This is a genomic window from Hymenobacter cavernae (assembly GCF_014641455.1).
GTDB classification, from domain to species: Bacteria; Bacteroidota; Bacteroidia; order Cytophagales; family Hymenobacteraceae; genus Hymenobacter; species Hymenobacter cavernae.
In genome coordinates, this window is record NZ_BMHT01000002.1 from 757,490 (window position 1) to 777,168 (window position 19,679).

16 protein-coding genes are annotated in these 19,679 nt (G+C 56.6%); 7 read left to right on the forward strand and 9 right to left on the reverse strand.

The genetic code is table 11. From position 1 onward, the window contains the following. Positions 1-51 precede the first annotated feature (51 nt). Entirely contained in the window at positions 52-2,145 is a 2,094-nt protein-coding gene (gene pta / locus IEX74_RS07545; protein ID WP_188812695.1) for a phosphate acetyltransferase, read from the reverse strand. Between the two features lie 269 nt (positions 2,146-2,414). Between pta and IEX74_RS07550 the strand changes: the two genes are divergently transcribed. Together IEX74_RS07550 and IEX74_RS07555 are read left to right on the forward strand one after the other, a co-directional pair. Next, positions 2,415-3,755: a Gfo/Idh/MocA family protein gene (locus IEX74_RS07550; protein WP_188812696.1), complete on the forward strand. Its 1,341-nt coding sequence runs from the start codon at positions 2,415-2,417 to the stop codon at positions 3,753-3,755. A 60-nt stretch (positions 3,756-3,815) separates the two neighbouring features. Beyond that, on the forward strand, positions 3,816-4,814 hold the full coding sequence (locus IEX74_RS07555) for a glycoside hydrolase family 43 protein (RefSeq protein ID WP_188812698.1): 999 nt from the start codon (positions 3,816-3,818) through the stop codon (positions 4,812-4,814). A gap of 237 nt (positions 4,815-5,051) precedes the next feature. On the opposite strand, the gene IEX74_RS07560 is transcribed toward IEX74_RS07555, so the two are convergent. Both IEX74_RS07560 and IEX74_RS07565 read right to left on the reverse strand, forming a co-directional pair. After that, positions 5,052-6,383, reverse strand: a complete 1,332-nt coding sequence (locus IEX74_RS07560) for an NAD(P)/FAD-dependent oxidoreductase (RefSeq protein WP_188812700.1) — start codon at positions 6,381-6,383, stop codon at positions 5,052-5,054. 189 nt (positions 6,384-6,572) lie between these two features. Beyond that, on the reverse strand, positions 6,573-7,298 hold the full coding sequence (locus IEX74_RS07565) for a TIGR04283 family arsenosugar biosynthesis glycosyltransferase (protein WP_188812702.1): 726 nt from the start codon (positions 7,296-7,298) through the stop codon (positions 6,573-6,575). Between the two features lie 250 nt (positions 7,299-7,548). Here IEX74_RS07565 and IEX74_RS07570 point away from each other — a divergent pair, with 250 nt between their 5' ends. Next, positions 7,549-8,790 carry a BamA/TamA family outer membrane protein gene (locus IEX74_RS07570; protein WP_188812704.1) on the forward strand — a complete coding sequence of 414 codons (1,242 nt, stop codon included), beginning with the start codon at positions 7,549-7,551 and terminating at the stop codon, positions 8,788-8,790. A 57-nt stretch (positions 8,791-8,847) separates the two neighbouring features. Here the strand turns inward: IEX74_RS07570 and IEX74_RS07575 are convergent, their stop codons facing one another. After that, the gene (locus IEX74_RS07575) at positions 8,848-10,644 is read right to left on the reverse strand and encodes a M61 family metallopeptidase (RefSeq protein ID WP_188812706.1); all 1,797 of its coding nucleotides are present in this window, start codon (positions 10,642-10,644) and stop codon (positions 8,848-8,850) included. Between the two features lie 586 nt (positions 10,645-11,230). Here IEX74_RS07575 and IEX74_RS07580 point away from each other — a divergent pair. Next, positions 11,231-13,294, forward strand: coding sequence for a T9SS type A sorting domain-containing protein (locus IEX74_RS07580; protein WP_188812708.1), 2,064 nt, complete (start codon positions 11,231-11,233; stop codon positions 13,292-13,294). Positions 13,295-13,513: 219 nt separating this feature from the next. Beyond that, positions 13,514-14,185 (forward strand): SOS response-associated peptidase, encoded by a 672-nt coding sequence (locus IEX74_RS07585; protein WP_188812710.1) that lies wholly within the window; start codon positions 13,514-13,516, stop codon positions 14,183-14,185. A 24-nt stretch (positions 14,186-14,209) separates the two neighbouring features. Here IEX74_RS07585 and IEX74_RS07590 read toward each other — a convergent pair whose 3' ends face one another. From IEX74_RS07590 to IEX74_RS07605, 4 genes are all read right to left on the reverse strand, one after another. Further along, positions 14,210-14,398: a hypothetical protein gene (locus IEX74_RS07590; protein ID WP_188812712.1), complete on the reverse strand. Its 189-nt coding sequence runs from the start codon at positions 14,396-14,398 to the stop codon at positions 14,210-14,212. A gap of 220 nt (positions 14,399-14,618) precedes the next feature. After that, positions 14,619-14,909, reverse strand: coding sequence for a hypothetical protein (locus IEX74_RS07595; protein ID WP_188812714.1), 291 nt, complete (start codon positions 14,907-14,909; stop codon positions 14,619-14,621). A 237-nt stretch (positions 14,910-15,146) separates the two neighbouring features. Further along, complete coding sequence (locus IEX74_RS07600; protein ID WP_188812717.1) at positions 15,147-16,292, reverse strand: S1 family peptidase; 1,146 nt, start codon at positions 16,290-16,292, stop codon at positions 15,147-15,149. Positions 16,293-16,341: 49 nt separating this feature from the next. Beyond that, positions 16,342-16,929 carry an RNA polymerase sigma factor gene (locus tag IEX74_RS07605; protein ID WP_188812719.1) on the reverse strand — a complete coding sequence of 196 codons (588 nt, stop codon included), beginning with the start codon at positions 16,927-16,929 and terminating at the stop codon, positions 16,342-16,344. Between the two features lie 133 nt (positions 16,930-17,062). Here IEX74_RS07605 and IEX74_RS07610 point away from each other — a divergent pair, with 133 nt between their 5' ends. Further along, positions 17,063-17,338 (forward strand): hypothetical protein, encoded by a 276-nt coding sequence (locus IEX74_RS07610; protein ID WP_188812721.1) that lies wholly within the window; start codon positions 17,063-17,065, stop codon positions 17,336-17,338. Positions 17,339-17,548: 210 nt separating this feature from the next. After that, positions 17,549-17,746 carry a hypothetical protein gene (locus IEX74_RS07615; RefSeq protein ID WP_188812723.1) on the forward strand — a complete coding sequence of 66 codons (198 nt, stop codon included), beginning with the start codon at positions 17,549-17,551 and terminating at the stop codon, positions 17,744-17,746. Between the two features lie 122 nt (positions 17,747-17,868). Here the strand turns inward: IEX74_RS07615 and IEX74_RS07620 are convergent, their stop codons facing one another. Then, a complete protein-coding gene (locus IEX74_RS07620; RefSeq protein WP_188812725.1) occupies positions 17,869-19,665 on the reverse strand; it encodes a hypothetical protein in 1,797 nt (598 codons plus the stop codon). Between the last annotated feature and the right edge of the window lie 14 nt (positions 19,666-19,679).

Here is a 19,679-nt window from a genome sequence, read left to right on the forward strand (position 1 = left end):
TTTGCAAAAGCTAGGTTGATGAATTAATTTAAATTTCTCATCGCAAAGCCGTTACCCATTCTGGCTCTGAATAGCCGTAATTATTACCGTATTAAACACATCGTCCACGGTGCAGCCGCGGCTTAGGTCGTTCACGGGCTTGTTCAGACCTTGCAGCACAGGGCCGATGGCTAGGGCGCCGGTTTCGCGCTGCACGGCTTTGTAGGTGTTGTTGCCGGTGTTCAGGTCGGGGAAGATGAGGACGCTGGCTTGGCCAGCCACTTCCGAGTTAGGGAGCTTCTGCTTACCCACGATAGGGTCGACGGCGGCATCGTACTGGATAGGGCCTTCCACTTTTAGGTCAGGGCGCTTTTCCTTGACGAGCTGAGTGGCTTTGCGGACTTTATCCACATCGGCGCCCTCGCCGGACGTGCCGGAGGAATAAGAGAGCAGCGCCACCCTAGGTTCGATGCCGAAGCGCTGACTGCTTTCTGCTGAGGAAATGGCAATTTCGGCGAGCTGCTCGGCCGTTGGGTTGGGGTTCACGGCACAGTCTCCAAACACAGCCACGCGGTCAGGCAGGCACATGAAGAACACTGACGACACCACCGATACGCCCGGCTTGGTTTTGATGAACTGCAAAGCCGGCCGGATGGTATGCTGCGTGGTGTGTACCGCCCCCGACACCATGCCATTGGCGTGGCCCTTGTACACCATCATCGAGCCGAAGTACGACACGTCGCGCAGTAGGTCGTAGGCCATGTCGAGGTTCACGCCCTTGGCTTTGCGTAGCTCATAGAAGGTTTGGGCGTAGTCTTCGTACTGATCGGAGTGCTCCGGATCGAGCAGGTGTAAGTGGCTATTATCTACGGCCAAACCTAGCCTTTTGAAGGAAGCCGTAATTTCATCCGGATTACCTAGGATGGTCAGGTCGACAATATCCTGGTGGAGCAAGCGAGCGGCGGCGCGCAGAATCCGGTCGTCGTTGCCCTCGGGCAGCACGATGTGGCGGCGCTGCTGCTTGGCCCATTGCAGGAGCCGGTACTGGAACATGTGCGGCGTGATGCCGGCTGACTGGAACGCGGCAATACGCTGATCCAGCGCGGGCACATCCACGTACCGCTCGAAGGTCTGAATAGCTAGGTCGATTTTCTTGCGGTTGTCGGGCGTGATGCGCGACTGAGTGGCCCAGAGCTGCGCCGAAGTTTGGAAGGTGCCCGTCTTCACGGCAATAATGGGCATCACTGTTTGCGAACCTTCGATGAGGCGCATGATCGGTTCTTCGGGCACCGAATCGGCAGTGAGCACAATGCCGGCCACCTTGGGGTAGCTCGCCGAGAGGTTGGCTTGTAGGGCGCAGATGATGATGTCGCCCCGGTCGCCGGGCGTCACGATCAGTACGTTTTCCTTGAGGTAATTCAGGAATTTGGGTACCTGCATGGCACCCGTTACGAAGTTATCAACTTGATTAGCAAGTAGGTGTTCGCCAAAAAGCAGGGTGCCGCCTAGCTGCTCATGAATTTCCTTCATGGTGGGGTTCAGCAGGTTCTTATCCTCCGGAATGACGGCTAGGATAATTTCCTCCGGCAACTGGCCGCGCAGTAGCTCGCGCACATCATCCACCTGTTCGGAGCCAACTTTATTGACGACAACGGCGAGTACCTGCACCTCGCGCGCCTCAAAGTTGCGCAGGGCCGTGAGGGCGGCACTTACCGCCTGCGCCGTCGTTTTGCCCGTGCCCGAAATGATGAGCAGCACCGGCGTACCTAGGTTTTTAGCAATAGAAATGTTCGAGTCGAACTCGTAGGCGGTGCCCTGCCCCACGAAGTCGCTGCCTTCCACCACCATAAAGTCGTACTGGTCTTCCAGCTGCTTGTACTTGCGAATAATCGTATCGATCAGCTCGCCCTGGTTGTCAGCTTCCAGCAGGCGCAGCGCCGCCGGTCGGGTGTAGGCGTAGGTGTCCTCGTAGGCAATCGGCAGCTGGAAGTGGCCGCGGATGGTTTCGATATGCGCGTCAAGCTGCTCCTGCGGGTCGGCGTTGATGATGGGCTTGAAGTAGCCAATCTTCTGCGCTTTCCCGAGGAGCATGTTCACCAGTCCCAGCGCAATAACCGATTTGCCGCTGTAGGCTTCGGCGGTGGCAATAAAGATGCTCTTTGTCATTTAACAGTTATCATTTACCATTTAACATCTACCAGGTGCCATCTAGCAATTACCAACCAATGTCTATTTAACGACACAGTTGACTTACCGGATAATAACTGGCCGAATATTGATAGTTGTTAACTGACAACGGCCAAGGTTTTATAAGTGAAGTCGACAACACCTAGGCAAACCGCACACGTACAGGAAAACAAGGCTTCCGGTATTCCGGCAATTATGATTCAAAGAATTGTGCCGCGAGGAGCCGAGCCTATCCACCTGCAAAAGCTATGTCTGACAATCAACTGAATCTGAATCCGGAAGAGCCGGCGTGCGATGCGTCGCGGCGGCAATTCATCAACCACGCCGGGCGCGGCCTCGTGGCTATTGGCGTAACGGGTGGCTTGCTGGGCGCCGTTAGTGCCGAAGCAGCCTCGACTGGTACTGCCGCTAGCTTGTGGCCTCAAGGCTCCGGCCCGACTGATGTGCAGCTGCCGGAAATCAATGCGAAGACGGAGCCCAAGAGCGCTGGCGTGCCCAACCCGCGGCCCGTCGATCAGCGGGTGGGCTACGCCGTGGTAGGCCTAGGTCACTTGTCGTTGGAGGAGATCCTGCCGGCCTTGTCGCAGAGCAAGAAATCGAAGCTGGCGGCACTGGTGAGCGGCTCGCCGGATAAGATGCAGAAGATAGCTCGTCAGTACGGCATCAAGCCCGAAAACTGCTACAGCTATGCTACTTATGACAAGCTGAAGGACAACAAAGAGGTTGACGTTATCTACATCGTGCTGCCCAATTCCATGCATATGGAGTACACCGTGCGCGGGGCGAAAGCCGGCAAGCACATTCTCTGCGAGAAGCCGATGGCGACGTCGTCGAAGGAGTGTGAGAAGATGATTGAGGCCTGCGAAAAAGCCGGCAGGAAGCTCATGATTGCCTACCGGATTCAGTACGAGCCCATGAACCGCAAGGTGCAGGAGCTCGTGCGCAACAAAACCTACGGCCAAACCAAGATGATTGAGGCTATGAACTGTCAGAACCAAGGCGACCCAAACCAGTGGCGGCAGAAAAAAGCGCTGGCCGGTGGCGGTTCCCTGCCCGATGTGGGCCTGTATTGCCTGAACACCGTGCGCTTCCTGCTAGGTGAGGAACCGAGCGAAGTCACGGCCCAGGTTTACAGCACGCCCGGCGATCCTAGGTTCAAGGAAGTGGAAGAGAACGTGACGTTTACGCTGCGTTTCCCCAGCGGCGTGCTGGCAAATTGCGCCACCGGCTACGGCAGCTACAACGCCAAGCGCTACCGTGTGTACAGCGAAACCGGTTGGATTCAGATGGACCCGGCCTTCACCTACCACGGCCTGAAGCTGGAGCGCGCCAACGCCGACCAGGAAGGCACCGAAAACAAAGCGCAGGTGAACATTGGCGAGAAAAACCAGTTCGCGCTCGAAATGGACCACTTTTCCGAGTGTGTGAAGGAAAACAAGCGCCCTTACACGCCCGGCGAAGAAGGTTTGCAGGATCAGCGTATTATGGAAGCCATTTATCAATCGGCGAAGGATGGCAAGCCTGTGAAGCTGCCCGCCGTAGCCAAGCAGGATGCCTTCCGCGGCTCGCCGCCCGTGGCCTCAAAGTAAAACGTAGGAACGCGCCACAGCGCGTTCCTACATCGTTTATTCACTTTCGTTCTGCTCCGTATGCCCGAAACCGCCCCCACTTCCTACCAAAACCCCGTTCTCAACGAAGATTTCCCAGACCCCACTATTCTCCGGGCAGCCGATGGTTTTTACTACGCCTATGGCACCCAAACCAAATACCGTGGCACTATTCTCAATCTGCAAATCGCCCGCTCCAGTGACCTTGTGCAGTGGGAATTGCTAGGGGAGGGGCTACCCGAAAAACCTAAGTGGGCGGCTACAACGCAGCGCATCTGGGCGCCGGATGTGAGCGAGCACAACGGCCGCTACTATCTCTACTATTCGGCGCAGCCCGATATCAACCTGGGTTTGTGCCTGGCCGTTGCCACTGCCGATTCTCCGGCCGGGCCGTTCGTGGATACGGGCGAGCCGCTACAATGCGGCGAAGGTTTCCTGAACATCGACCCCATGGCGTTCGACGATCCGGCCACGGGCAAGCGCCTGCTGTACTGGGGCTCCGGTTTTGGCCCGTTGAAGGTGCGCGAGTTGGCCCCCGACGGAATGTCGTTTGTGCCGGGCACGGAGGCAATTGAATTGGTGCAAACCATTCAGGAAGACGACCCCAACAACTACGACCGCTTGATTGAAGGCAGCTGGGTGGTGCTGCGCGACGGTTGGTACTACCTGTTCTACTCCGGCAACAACTGCTGCGGCGACGACGCCCACTATGGCGTGATGGTAGCTAGGTCGCGCACGGCCATGGGGCCTTTCGAGACGCTGGCGCAGGCTACTGGCCAGGCTCACAGCATTATTCTGGAAGGCAATGAGAAATGGCGTGCGCCCGGCCACAATTCCATCATCACCGATGCCGCCGGGCAAGACTGGATAGCCTACCACGCCATCGACACCGCGCAGCCTACCTTCGATGCCATCAACGACGAGCAGGGCTACTCCCGCCGCGTGATGCTGCTGGATCGGGTGGTGTATGAAAACGGCTGGCCGAAGGTGCTGCCCAATGGCACGCCGTCGGTGGAGAAAATGACGGGCCCGGTTTATTGAGCTGTTAGCTGTTAGCTTTTTGGTTTATCAAGCTGAGTTGCGCATTAGTGACAGCTACCCCCAGCGGGGCGGTATATCGCTAGAACCTAGCCTGTAAAAAACGACTAAGCCCCAGCGAGGCGACACCTAGGCTACAACGATGGGTGCCGCCCCGCTGGGGCTAACTATCAACTCCGCAACTCAGCTTGATAAACCGAAAAGCTAATAGCCAACAGCCAATAGCTAACAGCTTAACAATCAAACTACTTCCTTCGGGGCTGTTTCTTCCACCGGCACAGGCTCCCGTTTGTTGCCAATAATAAAGCGCAGGCCTTTATCCAGGTTGAAGTAGCTCCAGGTCCAGCTGATGAACACGGCCAGCCGGTTGCGGAAACTCACCAGCGAGATGACGTGCACAAACGTCCACATGAGCCAGGCCAGGAAGCCTTGCGTGCGGTACTCTTTGTTGAACAGCTTCAGGTCGGCTACGGCGTGGTTGCGGCCGATGGTGGCCATAGCACCTTTGTCGTCGTAATGGAAGGGTTCAAGGGCACAGCTAGAGAGCAGGTTAGCTAGGTTTTTGGCCAGCAGCTTGCCTTGCTGAATAGCGGGCTGCGCCACCATCGGGTGACCTTCCGGGTACTCGGGCGTAGTCATGGCCGCAATGTCGCCGATGGCGAAGACGTTGTGGTAGCCCGTAATGCGGTTGAATTCATCCACCTGGTAGCGGTTACCTTTCAGCACGCTTTCCTTGCGGATACCTTCGATGGGTGCCCCTGCCACGCCCGCGGCCCAGATCAGGGTGCGCGTGATGAGCGTTTCGCCGGTGTTCAGCGTCACGGTGTAGCCGTCGTACGACTTCACGCGCCGGTCCAGAATCACGTTCACCCCAAAGCGGCGCAGATATTCCAGCGACTTCTGCGAGGCCTCTTCCGACATGCCTTTCAGCAGCGTAGGCCCGCTCTGGATCAGGTGAATATCCATCTCCCGGAAGTCAAGCTCGCGGTAGTCTTTCGGAAACACGTGCTTGCGCAGCTCACTCAGCGCGCCCGCTATTTCCACGCCCGTCGGGCCGCCACCCACGATGACAAAGTCCAGCAGGCTGTTCATTTCTACCACATCACCTACTTGCAGTGCTTTCTCAAAGTTGTTCAGCACGGTGTTGCGGAGCATAATAGCATCTTCCACGCTTTTAATCGCAATGGAATTTTTTTCCATCTTCTTGTCGCCGAAATAGTTAGTAGTAGCGCCGGTGGCAATGACCAGGAAATCATATTTGACGAGCCCGATAGAGGTTTTCACCACTTGCGCCGCTGTATCTACCGACTGCACTTCGGCCAACCGAAAGAACACGTTATCCTGACTTTCCAGAATCTTGCGGAACGGTGACACAATATCGTCGGCATCAAGGCCGGCCGTGGCCACCTGGTAGAGCAGCGGCTGAAACGTGTGGTAGTTCTGCTTATCGATGAGCACCACCTGCACATTGGCGTGGCGCAACGCCTTGGCTAGCTCCAGCCCCCCAAAACCACCACCCACAATAACAACGCGTGGTTTACCTAGGTCTTCAATTTTGGCGTGGCTTTCCATATGGTGAGGTGGTGAGATGGGGAAATGGTGAGGTGAGGAAGATAATGAATTGGTGGACTGTAGGTTTCATGTATGCCGGTCTTGCATAAAACTCACCAGTTCACTATGTCACCAGCTCACTATCTCGTCTGTACGCGACAAAAGCGGTTGGGGTGCGTTCGGCGGCAGAAATCAACCTAGGTGCCTGTGCTACAGCTTGTCCTGCCGGATAAGCGCCCGGTACATGCGCACCAGATTCGGCTGCGAAATGCCTAGCCGGTACAAAACGCAAATAAGTCCGAAAATGCTTTGCAGCCGAATCACGCCGTTGTCGAGGTACTTGCGCGCCGAAGTCGTGACCACGCCCGGCAGGATGCAAAAGCGGCCGCGGCGTCGTAGCCGCCCGATAATTTCCTGGTCTTCCAGCACCAGCAGCTTTTCCGAGTAGCCGCCCGCCTGCTCGAATACCTCGCGGCGCACAAACAGGCTTTGGTCGCCGAAGCGGAAAAGGTTGACGTCGAAGCGCGTAAACCAAGCACTGAGCTGCAAAAGCCAGTGCGCGTGGTCGAAAGCTAGGCGGTAGCAGCCACTGCCGTAGCCCGCCACTACCGCCTGCCGAATGGCCGGCAGAAACCCCGCAGGCGGGTAAGAATCGGCGTGTAGAAAGTAAAGAATAGCGCCCGAAGCTGCTGCCGCGCCGAAGTTTAGCTGCGCCGCCCGGCCTTTGTGTGGGCACCGCACCACTCTGGCACCTGCTTCCTGCGCCTGCGCCACCGTAGCATCGGTGCTCTGCCCATCGGCCACCACGATTTCCAGACCTAGGTCGGGCCCACAAAGCGCCCGTAGTCGCTGCACCAAAGGGCCGATGCAGTCGGCTTCGTTGAAGGTGGGAATGATGATGCTGAGAGCTAGGTTGGGGCGGGAGCCTTGGGTCATAGTTGCTGCGTACGGCGGTGGGCTAGGTCGAGATAAAGCAAATGGGCGGGTACATAAAGTGAACAACTGCCTGTATCGGCGGTTATCAACGGCTTATGAACTACTCACAAAGCAACAGAGAGTGTACTACATGGTGCTGATTGTTGGTTAGCGAAGAGCTGGCCCGACTTTAGAAGGAGCCGCTGACCGCTGAATGGCCGCCTGACCTAGCTAGAGAAGGCCGTGGCTGGTTGATTTTGTTTTTACACACATGCTTTATCGTTGTTGGCTGTTGTTGAGCGGGTTCCTGCTGGTTGCTGGGCACGCAGCTTTTGCCCAAACGGATAGTCTGGGTAGCGTCGGCAACCCGCAGTCGCATCTGACGCGCAGCCAGGCCATTGCCCTCATCGGCGAGCGGGATATTCGCGACGTGTTTCACACGTTCTTTCCGCGCCCGGTGCCCGCCAAGGACACGCTATCGGTCGCTGCCAACCGCAAGTTCGTCTGGATTATTCCGGCGCCCGGCTATACCCAGCAAACCCGCGGCCTGCTTCAGCTGACCGGCAACGTGTCGTACCACGAGCCCGGCGCCAACATGTCGACGCTCATTGCGGCGCTGGCGTATACCCAGAATAAGCAGCTGATTTTCAACGCGGCATCTTCCATCTGGCGGGCCAACAACCGCATCAACTGGGTGGGCGACTGGCGCCTCATGCACTACCCGCAGAACACCTACGGCCTGGGTATGCACACGTCCCTCAACCGGCCCATTGCCATGGATTATGAATACCTGCGCTTCTACCAGAGTGCGCTGTTCAAGATCCGATCTAGCTTTTATGCTGGCCTAGGCTACCAGCTCGATTATCACTGGAATATTGAAAGCGGAAGCAAGAACCAGGAGGTAACGACCATCTCCGATTATACGCTGGGCGTAAATGGCCATTCCATTTCCTCGGGTCCCGCCCTGACGCTGCTCTACGACAGCCGTGGCAATGCCATCAACCCGGAACGCGGCCTGTACTCGAATCTGGTGCTGCGCCCCAACCTGGAGCTGCTCGGCAGCGATACCAGCTTTCAGTCGCTGCTGCTGGATGTGCGCAAGTATCTGCGCCTGACGGATTCCGGTAACGTGCTGGCGCTCTGGTCTTACAACGCCCTGACATTGCACGGCAACCCGCCCTTCCTCGACTTGCCCAGCACCGGCTGGGACACGTATAGTAGCGTCGGCCGCGGCTTTATTCAGGGCCGCTTCCGGGGCAAAGACCTGCTGTACGGCGAAGCCGAGTACCGGTTTGGGCTCACCCGCAACCGATTGTTGGGGGGAGTGCTGTTCACCAACGCTCAAACCGTATCGGAGCGCATCACCCACAACTTCGAGAAGGTGGTGCCGGCTGCCGGCTTCGGCTTGCGCCTGAGCATGAACAAAATCTCCCGCACCAACTTGGCCGTCGACTACGGCTTCGGCGCCGACGGCTCCCGCGGCCTCACCTTCAACCTAGGTGAAGTGTTTTAAGAGTGACTGAGTGGCTGAGTGTTGTTCAGCGACCTCACTCAGCCACTCAGTCACTCCTTACAGATTCGTCATCCAGACTTGGCGCAGGGCCAGCTGAGCGGGCGTGGCGTTGGGCAGCACGGCGAAGTTGTAGCGCTTCACGTCTTCGCGACCTAGGAGGCGGCAGTGAACTTTCTTTTCGGCGCCCTGGTGGCGAATGGTCAGGTCAAACTCCTGGCCGGGCTTGCTGGCTTTGATCTGGTCCAGCGTTGCCCGCAGGTTATCGGGGCGGATGGCAGTGCCTTGGTAGGCAACCGGCTGGTCGCCCTCAGCCACGCCGCAGGCTTGCAGCTCCCGACTGACATCGGTGAAGACAATACCTTGCTCGGTAGCCTTAAAGCTGGTGCCCAGCGAGCCAATCTGTTGCCCCGTGTGCAGCACCGGCGTGTACTGAATACCAATCTTCGCAAAATACTCCGCCAGCGGCAGCGGCTCAGCGCCCTGAATGTAGCGCTTGAAGAAATCCCCGATTTCCGGGTAAGTCATCTGAGTGAAATCCTGGAAGAAGTTCTTTTCGCTGATGGGCTTATTAGGACCGTACTTCTTGGCTAACTCCAGCACAACTTCGCGCAATCCGCGCTTGCCGCCGCTTAGCTCCAGCAGCCGGATGTCGAGCAGGGCGGCCGTCACGGCACCGCGCTGGTAGATGTTGCCGTATTGGCGCTGGCCTTCGTCGGAAAACGAGTTCAGACCTAGCTTGCTGAGCGAGTAGGTCGTGTCAGCGTACTGGTGGTCGTAGGCTACTTTGCTGCTCAACTCCTTTAAGTAGCTATCGAGCGAGAGCAGGCCGCCGCGCAGCTGCATCAGATCAGAAGCCCATTCGGTGGTGCCTTCGTAGAGCCACAAGTGCTCGGAGCCGGTGGGCTGCACGAAGTTGAAGTGCTCGATGATTTCGGAGTGAATGTTCAGCGGCGTCACGACGTGGAAGAACTCATGGGCAGCCGTGCTGGTGATGCTCGCGGCCTTCTCCGGCGTCAGCGGCGATTCGCGGGCGGCGTACTCCGAGCTGTAAGAGTGTTCCCAGGCGCCCGCGTCGCGGTCTTCGAAGTCATATAAGAAGGTGTAGCGCTTTACCGGCAGCTCCACCAGAAACTTCTGGGCGGCGTTCAGCATCTGCTGCATGTTCTGGAGCAGCGGCTGTGCCTGGATCTGATCCGTTTGCGAGTAGCAGTATAAGGCCACTTCCGCGTCACCTAGCTTTGTCGTTGCCTCGGTGAGGCGCCCCAGCAAGATGGGCGAATCGACGATGCGGTCATAATCTTTGGCCGTGTAGTAGCCTTCCGCGTCAAGCGTGAGCGGAGTGCCTACTTTCCAGCCAGCCGGGTAGTTCAGCTTCACGCGCAGCGGCTTCGACTGCCAGCCCTGCGGATAGCCAAACAAGCACTGGCCGTTGAGCAAGGCGTGGCTGGCATCTAGCTGCGAGCCGCACATGCGGTACACCTGGTGCTCCGGAAACGGCGCATTCCATGTTTTGGCAATAGTATAGCGAATCTCGTGCGTCTTCTCCGGCTTCAGCAGCTGCCATTGGTTGATATTGACGTGTTTTACCTCCAGCGGCTTGCCCTTGCTGTCGAAGGCTTCAAACTTGCGCACGAAGCGGCCAATATCCATCACCTGGTAGGTGCCCGGTGCCGTCGCCGCAAATTGATAGATGCCCTGCTCTTTGCCTAGCTTCGGCAGCTCTAGCTTCACCTGAAACTGATCTTGGGCTGCCGGATCAACTTCAACGGTGTAGGTCAGTACTTTTTGTGCCTGCGTGGGAGCGGCAGTCAGCAACAGGCCCGTCAGCAGGCCTAGGTTTAGGAAAGATTTCATGAATACGTGAGCAGTTGCAGCCGCAAGGTAAAAAGGCTGTTCCGCTTGGCACGGTAAACGCCTATCTATTTCCCGTTTAGTTACCTATTCCAGTTCCGCACAGGAGCAGCTACAACTGAAGCTAGCAAGGTTTTAGCTCCGCTAAGCCGTTCGGCTGTGTGCCACTGGATGGCCGTGGAAGTAAGCTGTCGCCAGTATTGGATTATTCTATATAATGGAATGTTTCCCAATACTGGAATACATTAAGGGAAATCTATATTTAACAGAAAATCCTGCTTTCCTGAACGAAGCTAAACAATAATGAGTCAGAGAGTTCTGTAAACCAAATTATTTAATGTAATTATTTCGATAATGATAATCAAGGTGAGAAGAATATTTATCATAAATGGCACTATTCTTATTTATTCATAGGACTGCATATTGATGCTGGCACGCGAAGTGAGTTACTTAGTAGGAGTTATCCAACTGGTTATACTTCTTTTCCCACAGCATGAGAACATTTTTTACTCTTTTATCTACTAATCCGCTCAAGCATAAACTTCGCGCAGGCTTGGTTATGCTGTTGAGCAGTGCGGCACTCCCAGCAATGGCCCAGTTCCCGCGCAACGAAGCATTCAAGAGCAATACTGCCGCTGGCTTTGAGTTTGGCGGTTCAGCCCGGCTTACCGGCACGGGTGCTACGGGCAATGATGCAGTTGGTACAGGGTATCTGCGGCTGACGAATGCTTCAACTTTTCAGGCGGGTTATGCCATCGACACCGTCGGGTTTCCGTCCTCGGAAGGTTTCACTATCTCATTCGACTTCTTTTCATATGGTGGCGATGGAGCCGACGGTTTCAGCGTGTTTCTGGTAGATGACGACCAGCCTGGTGGTTTTCGCATTGGAGCTACGGGTGGTGCCCTGGGGTATGCGCAACGTAACATAACGCCTGTGGCCCCAGGTGTTTCCAGAGGCTATCTTGGTATTGGGATAGATGAATTTGGTAACTATGCCAACGACTTAGAAGGCCGGTCCGGGGGCTACCCTTCTGGCATAGGGCCTGGCAAACTGGTGCCTAATGCTATATCACTCAGAGGCGCAGGCGACGGATCAGCCAGTACCGATTACGCCTACTTAACGGGTACCGGTCCGGATGCGCTTGGTTTTGACCTGGATGTACCTACTGCACGGGCGCAGGCTGGCTCACCCGATTACCGACGTGCCTTTATTGACGTAGTCGCCAGTGGTGCCGCACCGAATCGGAAGTATAAGATTACCGTTCGCATTCAGCATGGTACCCAGGTGCGTACTGCTGTGGAGAACTTCTTCGTAAACATACCACCCGAGCGGTTGCGCCTAGGTTTTGCTAGTTCAACCGGCGGATCTACTAACATTCACGAAATCCGCAATCTGAATATTGTGCAGGTGCCGTATGCCAACAACGACTTGGCTACCACAGATTATAATAGTGAGCCTATTCTCATCAAGGTACTGGATAACGACGAGGCGCCGGGCAGTAGCATCGATCCTAGTTCCGTCGACCTGGATCCTAGCACGTCAGGCATTCAATCCGAGATTGTCGTACCTGGTAAAGGCTCGTTCTCAGTGAACAGTGAGGGTGTAGTTTCCTTTACACCCAGTGGCTCCTTCGCAGGCATAGTCGAGGTTCCTTATACCATAAAATCTATCCTGGGAGATGAGTATACCTCTAGCCCGGCCAACATCCGCGTAAACGTGCGTGGTGCTGATGTAGCTACTACCATCGACGGGCCAATGGCTATCAAGCCAAATACCTGGGTTACCTATTCGATGGCTACCACCAACGAAGGGACACTGCCAGCCCTGGCCGTAGTGCCTAAGCTACAGTTACCCATGGCTTTACCAGCATCTAGCCTAATGACGATGTCGGGCGGCGACTACGATCCTGCGACCGGTATGGTCACGTTTACGTCCATCCCAGTGCTGAACAATGGCACTGACGCTGTTACCAACAGCGTCACGTTTATGGTGCCCAGCTCCGCGCCGGCTACCATTACCTCAGTAGCGGCTTCAAACTCTACCGTTCCCGACCCAACGCCCGACAACAATACGGCCCAGCTGGCCGCCAGCGTTGGGGCACCGCTGCCGGTGCAGCTAATGAGCTTTAAAGCTCGTGCTGATCAGAGTGATGCGCTGCTCAACTGGGCTACTGCCTCAGAGACAAATAACGCTCGCTTTGAAGTAGAGCGCTCCGCGGATGGCACGCACTTCGACCGCATTGGCCAACTGCCGGGCAAAGGCACTACCAGCCAGAATTCGTCGTATGCGTACCGCGACCACCGGGCCGGCTACCTAGGTGCAAAAGCCATGTACTATCGTCTGCGCCAAGTGGACACGGATGGCGGCAGCCAGTACAGCAAGGTGGAAACCGTGCAGTTCTCCTCAGCCAAGACCGCCATCAGCATTTATCCGAACCCCGCGCCAGGTACGGCCACTCTCGACCTGACCGACCTGGCTCCCGGCGAATACAACATCCAGGTGCTGGATATTACCGGGCGTGTGGTGTTTGAGCAAATGCTGCAGGGAAGCCAGCAGAATCCGCTGGATGTACAGCGCTTAGTACCCGGCTCTTATATTGTGCGGGTGCGTGGTGGTGCCACTAACCTAGCTTTGCCGCTGGTACGTCGCTAGGGCTAGCTGATTCAATCTATTAGTAAAAAGCCTCCGTCCCGTTGTTGGGGCGGAGGCTTTTTGTTTGGCATATTTCTCCAGGTAGTGGCTGATCAGTTTAGGAAGTTGGCAGGGATGACGCAACAAGGTTTGGTAGCAGCTTAACCCTGGCGCAAAGGCCGCGTACCTCTATAGGTACTCTTTCCCGCGGAGCTAGGCTCCACCTGACCTTCCTCGTTTATGTGCGGCCGCTATACCTTCATTTCGCCCGTTCCCGTCATCGAAGAGCGCTTCGATGCGACTTTCACGGAGCCCATTCCGGCTAACTACAATGCCGCGCCCTCGCAGCGATTGCCGATTATCACGAACACCGAGCCGGGCCGTATTCAGCTGTTGCAGTGGGGGTTGTTGCCAGCCTGGGTGAAAGACGTGAAAGCGGCACCCAAGCCCATCAACGCCCGCGCCGAGACGCTACCGGAGAAACCTTCGTTTCGGCAGCTGCTTCAGCGGCGGCGCTGCCTCGTGCTGGCCGACAGCTTTTACGAATGGCAGCAAACGGCAGCAAAAGGCAAAGGGAGCAAAACGCCGCACCGTATTCTGCTGCGCGATGAACAACCCTTTGCCTTTGCAGGCCTCTGGGATGAATGGGCTGATCGCTCCACTGGTGAAGTGATACCGACGTTCACCATTATTACCACCGAACCTAATGACTTGATGGCCAAGCTCCACAATCGGATGCCAGTCATATTGCCCGGCCGTGAGGCAGAGCTAGCCTGGCTCGATGATAGGGCAGCAGCGCATCAGGAACTTCTGGTGCCGTATGCCACAGAAGCCATGAAGGAGTACGCCATTACGCCGCTGGTTAATTCACCGGCCAACAACTCGGCGGCAGTGCTGGAGCCGGCGGCTTAGCAACCTAGGTCAGCCGGGAGCCGATTACTTATGCCGGTAAGACACTAGCTCGTGGCGCGCGATACGCTCGTAGGCGTGGCGAACTTTCCTGGGCTTCTTATGCTTCACCGAGTAAAGTCTGGCACTGGTAGATGCTGGCTTGCGGGCGCTGAGTCCAGTAAATGACGCGGTCATCATAGCAGCCAGCGTGAGGAGGGTAAGCATTTTCTTCATAGGTGCAGTGCGTTTGTCTTGTACGTATTCGTGAAAGAATATAATCTTAGCAATTATAGTAATTTCCTATTATATTCCAGTGAAAAAAAATAAAAAAATAATTCTATTGACTCTTGGCTGCTGTCACAGCACGTTGTTAGGTTCGAAACGAATAGCTCATAAAGCAGAAAGCCCACCGTCCGCAAGACAGTGGGCTTTTTCAGGAAAGTAAAAACCTAGGTTACTTAGCGTCGGGCGCTGGGGTGGCAGAAGTTCCGGCATCAGCATCAGCCGCTTCAATAGCTTTTTTGGCGACTACTACGGCAACGGCAGCCAGACCGGCGATACCTAGGATGAGTTGGGTGGTGGTAAAGCGCTGTGCGGCTTTCTTCAGCAGCGTGCCGCCGTTCTTGAGCAGGTCGTCTACTTTGTCGTAATCGCCCTGAAAAATAACGTGATAGGCACTCTCAAAGGTGCGGGCAACGTCTTCGGGTAGAATTTTCTCTAGCTGTTGTTCGACTTGGGTTTCCATAGCGGAGCTTCGTGACGGATGATTGAAAATTAGCAGCCGACCTAGCCGACCACTGAACCCCATGTACGCAGAAGTGAGTTGGCGGTTGGCAGGAAAGCCGTGAAATTGTGTAAGGATGAGCTGGTAGGCAACTGCCAATGAGTACGTTGCCGGCTGCTTGCCAAGCGAGTGAGATTGTGAAAAAAGAAAAGCCCCGCCGGAGGAGCGAGGCTTTTCGTGCCGGCAAGCTGTAGGCGCTTATTCGTATACCTTGACCACAAACACGTAGTCTTGCAGCTTACGAATCTGCTGCGGCCGGGAGGTGCCGGCAAGCAGGTTGGTGCGGGGCAGCGTGTAAGGAGCCTCGGGGCTGGCTGCTGCCAGCGAATCGACCAGCTTCATCAGGTACGATGACTTGGTGGCAAACGCCGCACTTTGCACGTCCATCTGACGGCCGCTTACCACCCCGATAAGGTTGCCGCGGTCATCGAGCAGCGGGCCGCCGCTATTGCCGGGGTTCACCGGAATCGACACCTGGTAGAAGGCCGTATCGCCTTCAAAGCCGGAGCGGGCGCTCAGCGAACCATCATTAAAGACTAAGTCTTCGCGCGGATAACCTAGGGTGTACACCTTCTCTCCTAGGTCCGACTGACCCCGCTTGAAGGAGTAAGGCAGGCGCTTAAAGCCATTGAAATTCTTGTCTTTAATGCGCAGAATAGCCAGGTCGTGGGCCACATCGGTGAAGACTGGCTCGGCGTGGTAATGCTGCCGGTCGCGGCTCTCGATCAGCAGCGAGTCGGCCCCTTGAATTACGTGGTAACTCGTCACGAGGTAGCCATCGGCGGTCAGGGCGAAGCCAGTGCCGCTGAACTTACTCTGGCTGGCTGCGTCTGCCGTCTTGCTGCCATCAATCTGATTGATAGCCCGATCCATGGCCCGTTGGTTGCGCTTGATGCGCTCCACCTCCCGGCGCAGCACGGTGTAGCCATACAGCGAAGAGCTTTGCGAGGTCCGCCACCACTCCATGCCCAGCAGCGTAACGAACACCGCCAGGATAGCCACTGAGGCCGCCACCGCCATGGTGGCGCGGTGAGCACCCCAGAACTCGCGCAGCTTGCGCTCCATCGGGGAAATATGCAGCACCGGCATATCGGGGTAGCCGGTTTCAACTACCGTTTCGTCTTCCGCGTCAATTTCGGCTTGGAAGGCTTTCAGCTTCTGGCGCGTCGCCCGCCGCTCGCCGTAGCTGGTCAGGGTTTCGGTAAGCTCCTCAAAATCAGTATAGCGTTGCGCAAAATTGGGGTCAGCGGCGAGTCGGCGCTCCAGGTTAGCACGCTCGGCTCCGGCTAGCTCCCCTTTTCGATACGCATCGAATAAGGCATAATAGTCAGCTTCGGTCATCATAGCGGTAAGTGGGTGGGTGAGGCCCACGTTGAGGTACCTGGTAACGTTTTTAGTACGATTCTTCTTCCTTATAATGAGAGAAAAATAGCTTCTTCAGGCGTACCAGACACTTGTATTTCTGATTCTTGGCGTTATCGGCGTTGGTGTAGCCGAAATCCGCCGTGAGCTGCTGCATCGAACGATCCAGCAGGTAAAAACCTTCTAAAAGCGACCGGCACGGCTCTCCGATCTGCTCCAATGCTTCGGCCATCAGACCAAAACGCTTGTCACGTTCCTGGGCTTCCGCCAAGTCGGCTTCGGCTCCGGTTTCGAGGTAGGGCTCGTGGTCGTCGAGGCGGGCGCCGAAGCGGCCTTTCTCGGCGAGGCGCTTCAACCACAGGCGGCGGCACACGGCGTAGAGGTAGGTCTTGATCTGGCAGCTGAGCTCCAGAGAGCCGTCGCGTACTTTCTCGTAGAACACCATCACGCCCTCTTGGTACACATCCTTGGCTTCATCCTCCGAGCCGCTGTTTTGCAGCACAAAGTGCGTTACCATGGGCAGGTGCAGCCGGTAGAGCTGGGCCAGCGCCCGGTCGTCGCCGCGACGGATTGCCGCCACGAACTCTTCATCGGTGTAGGAAGGTTGACCCTTACCCATTCGCTTTGCTTGTTAATACGTTGCAGCAGGTTTGGTAACCCGCTAAATTTTTTTTTCTGTAACCGGGTTACCTTTCCTTAGGACCGGTATGAAGGGTGTTTTCAGACAAAAAGTTTTCAAACCTAACATCAAGATGAAGAATCTCCTGAAGGTATCTGCCCTAGCTTTCGCATTCGCTGCTGTTCTGACTTCGTGCGAGTCGAAGCCTGCTGAAACCACGACCACCACTGAATCGACTTCGACGGACGCTTCGGCTCCTGCTACTACCGATTCGTCGGCTACCACGACTACCACTGACTCGACTGCTGCTGACGCTACGGCTGCTCCGGCTGAAGGTGGTGCTACCACTGCTCCTGCTGAAGGCGGTGCTACCACTGCTGGTACTACCACTGGCACGACTGCTCAGTAAAAGTAAGCATACGCCGGTATACACCGGCAAAGAGTGCATGCGGCCCGGATTCCACCTTGGAGTTCGGGCCGTATCTTTTGGGTTATATTATTAAATAATTTATATACTTACAGGTTAAAGTAAATTAATATAGCTACTTCGGGGTTTGTGGCGGCTTTTTTGCATTTATCCGGTTCGTACAACTCCTCCTTCTATCGTCCTACTTCTACCGTGCAATCCACCATTTCTTCCTCTGCCAACGATAATTCGGCGGCATCAGTGCCTGCTAGCGGTACTACTCTCAGCGGCCTAGGTCCTCAGCGTCCGTTTCATACGAAGCCTACCGCCAATGTTTTTGCCGTAGGCGATTACCTGATAGGGGATGCCGATGATGGCATGCTCAATGGTCATCCGGATATCCGCTACTAAAATCCAAGTTCGCTCCTGCTGGCTAAGGCAGGACGCCGACCTGCTTATCAAACCTAGCTTTTAGGTCATTTGATAGTACTTTGCTGGCAAACAGATGGTTGTAAATCGGCGTTGGAGCTAGGTTAGAGCTTCTCTTCGAGCCAAAGGCTGCCAGCTGCCACCAGAAAAAGCAGGAAAAACCACGTGCCAGGCCATGCCTCGCGCGTACTCGTGGTGGTAGAGAACGGCGCAGCTCCGCCAACTGCCGTCCAGCCCGTGGTTGCTTCCTGCTGTTGGCGTAGCTCAGGCAGCAGCCAATTTTGGCGGTCGTACACGTAAAACCAACTTGGGGTTTGTCCGGCCACCTGCACGCGGTGCCAGCCCGCACTAGTGGGCCAGTAGCGCGCCGTGCTCCACTCCGGAAGGCGCGTATCTTGCCGCAAAGCCACCCGCACCGGTTCCGATTGCGGCCCCTGCACGCTAGGTTGTACCGCCGGAAAGCTAGCGACGAGCTGCAAATCGAGTGGCATATTAGGCTTGGGCCACGCTTCCTGTACTTGCCAACGCGCCGCCGGAGTCAGTGGGCGGGCAGCGGCCGTGAGTAGGCGGCTCCAATAAGCTTCGTAAGCAGCAGTAGCATTTTGCAAAGCCCAGCTATACGTAGCTGGCAATACCGAAACCACTACCGAGCCCGCACCTAGCCGTGTGGCGCTTACTACCGGGTTTTGCTGGGCATCTGTGACAATAGGGCGCAGCAGCGGCCCCGACCGCAGCACGGCCGGCACGAGCGTGGCTAGCTTGCCTGGGCTACCCGGCCACTGAATCGGCTGCGGCGCCGTGACACTAACCGGCCGGGCAACGATGGCAAAATCGGAGCGGGCGGGCGAGGTGCGGGGCAGCGGCGTCGGGTCGGCGAGCAGCAGGAAACCTAGGCCCGTCGTGCGGATAGCATTTTGCAGCGTCTGGCTTTCGGCCCCGGAGAGTGCCATAACGCTACCCGCATCCGCTATCAGCACATCGTAGCGAGCCAGCAAGGACGGCGTGAGACGGCTAAGATCCTGGGCAGGCTGGTTCAGAAACTCGGTTTGAGAAATGCCACGGCTAAGTCCGGCGCGAAAGGCGACAACGTGCTGTCGGCTAGCCAGATGGTTCTTGAGAAAGCGAAATTCGAAAGATGGCGTGCTGGCCACGAGCAGCACCCGCAAAGGCCGCGTAGGCAGCACTTCCACCGGCACTGGCTCACGGGCTATTTCCTGGTCGCCACGCCGCGCCACTAGCTCATAGACATTCCGGCCAACCGCCCGCGGCTGATAGTGCAGGCGAAAAGCACCTTGGTTTGCTGGAAGACGCACGGAGTCGCGGGGGGCACCGGCGGCGCGCAGGTATACCCAAACGGGGCGTTTATCAGCAGGGGTGTTTTCCAGAAAGCCTTCTACTTGCACCGTTTGCCCCAAGGCTACTTCCCGGCTCCATTGCGCCGTGCGAAAACCTGCTTTTGCGGCCACCGGGTGCACTACCAGGCGTAGCGCACCTAGGTCGGGTAAGTCGGCAGTGGACAAACCCTGCCCAAGTACGTGCAGCTGGCGCAGGTTGGGAAACCGCTCGCGTAGTGCCAGCAAGCTGCTCAGCGCCGGTGTATCGGTGGCCACCGTGGGGCGGTAGCGCCAGATGCGCGTGCCCGAACCTAGGTGCCGCAGCAAGAGCCGGAGCGTATCGGCGGAGTAGTTGTCGGTGAGCAGCACGGCTTCCTGCCTGGCGCCCGCTACCTGGTGCGTGGGCGGATAGGCGGTCAGCCACAGCCCCGCCGCGGCCAGCCAGCTAGCGAGGAGCCGCCACGCCAGACGCTGACGATTGGAGCGGTGCAACGCCGTGATAGTAAGGCCAGTCGCTAGTAACAGACACAGAACGAGTAGAATATAAAACGGGAGCGAATGGGTCATGCTGGAGCGCAACA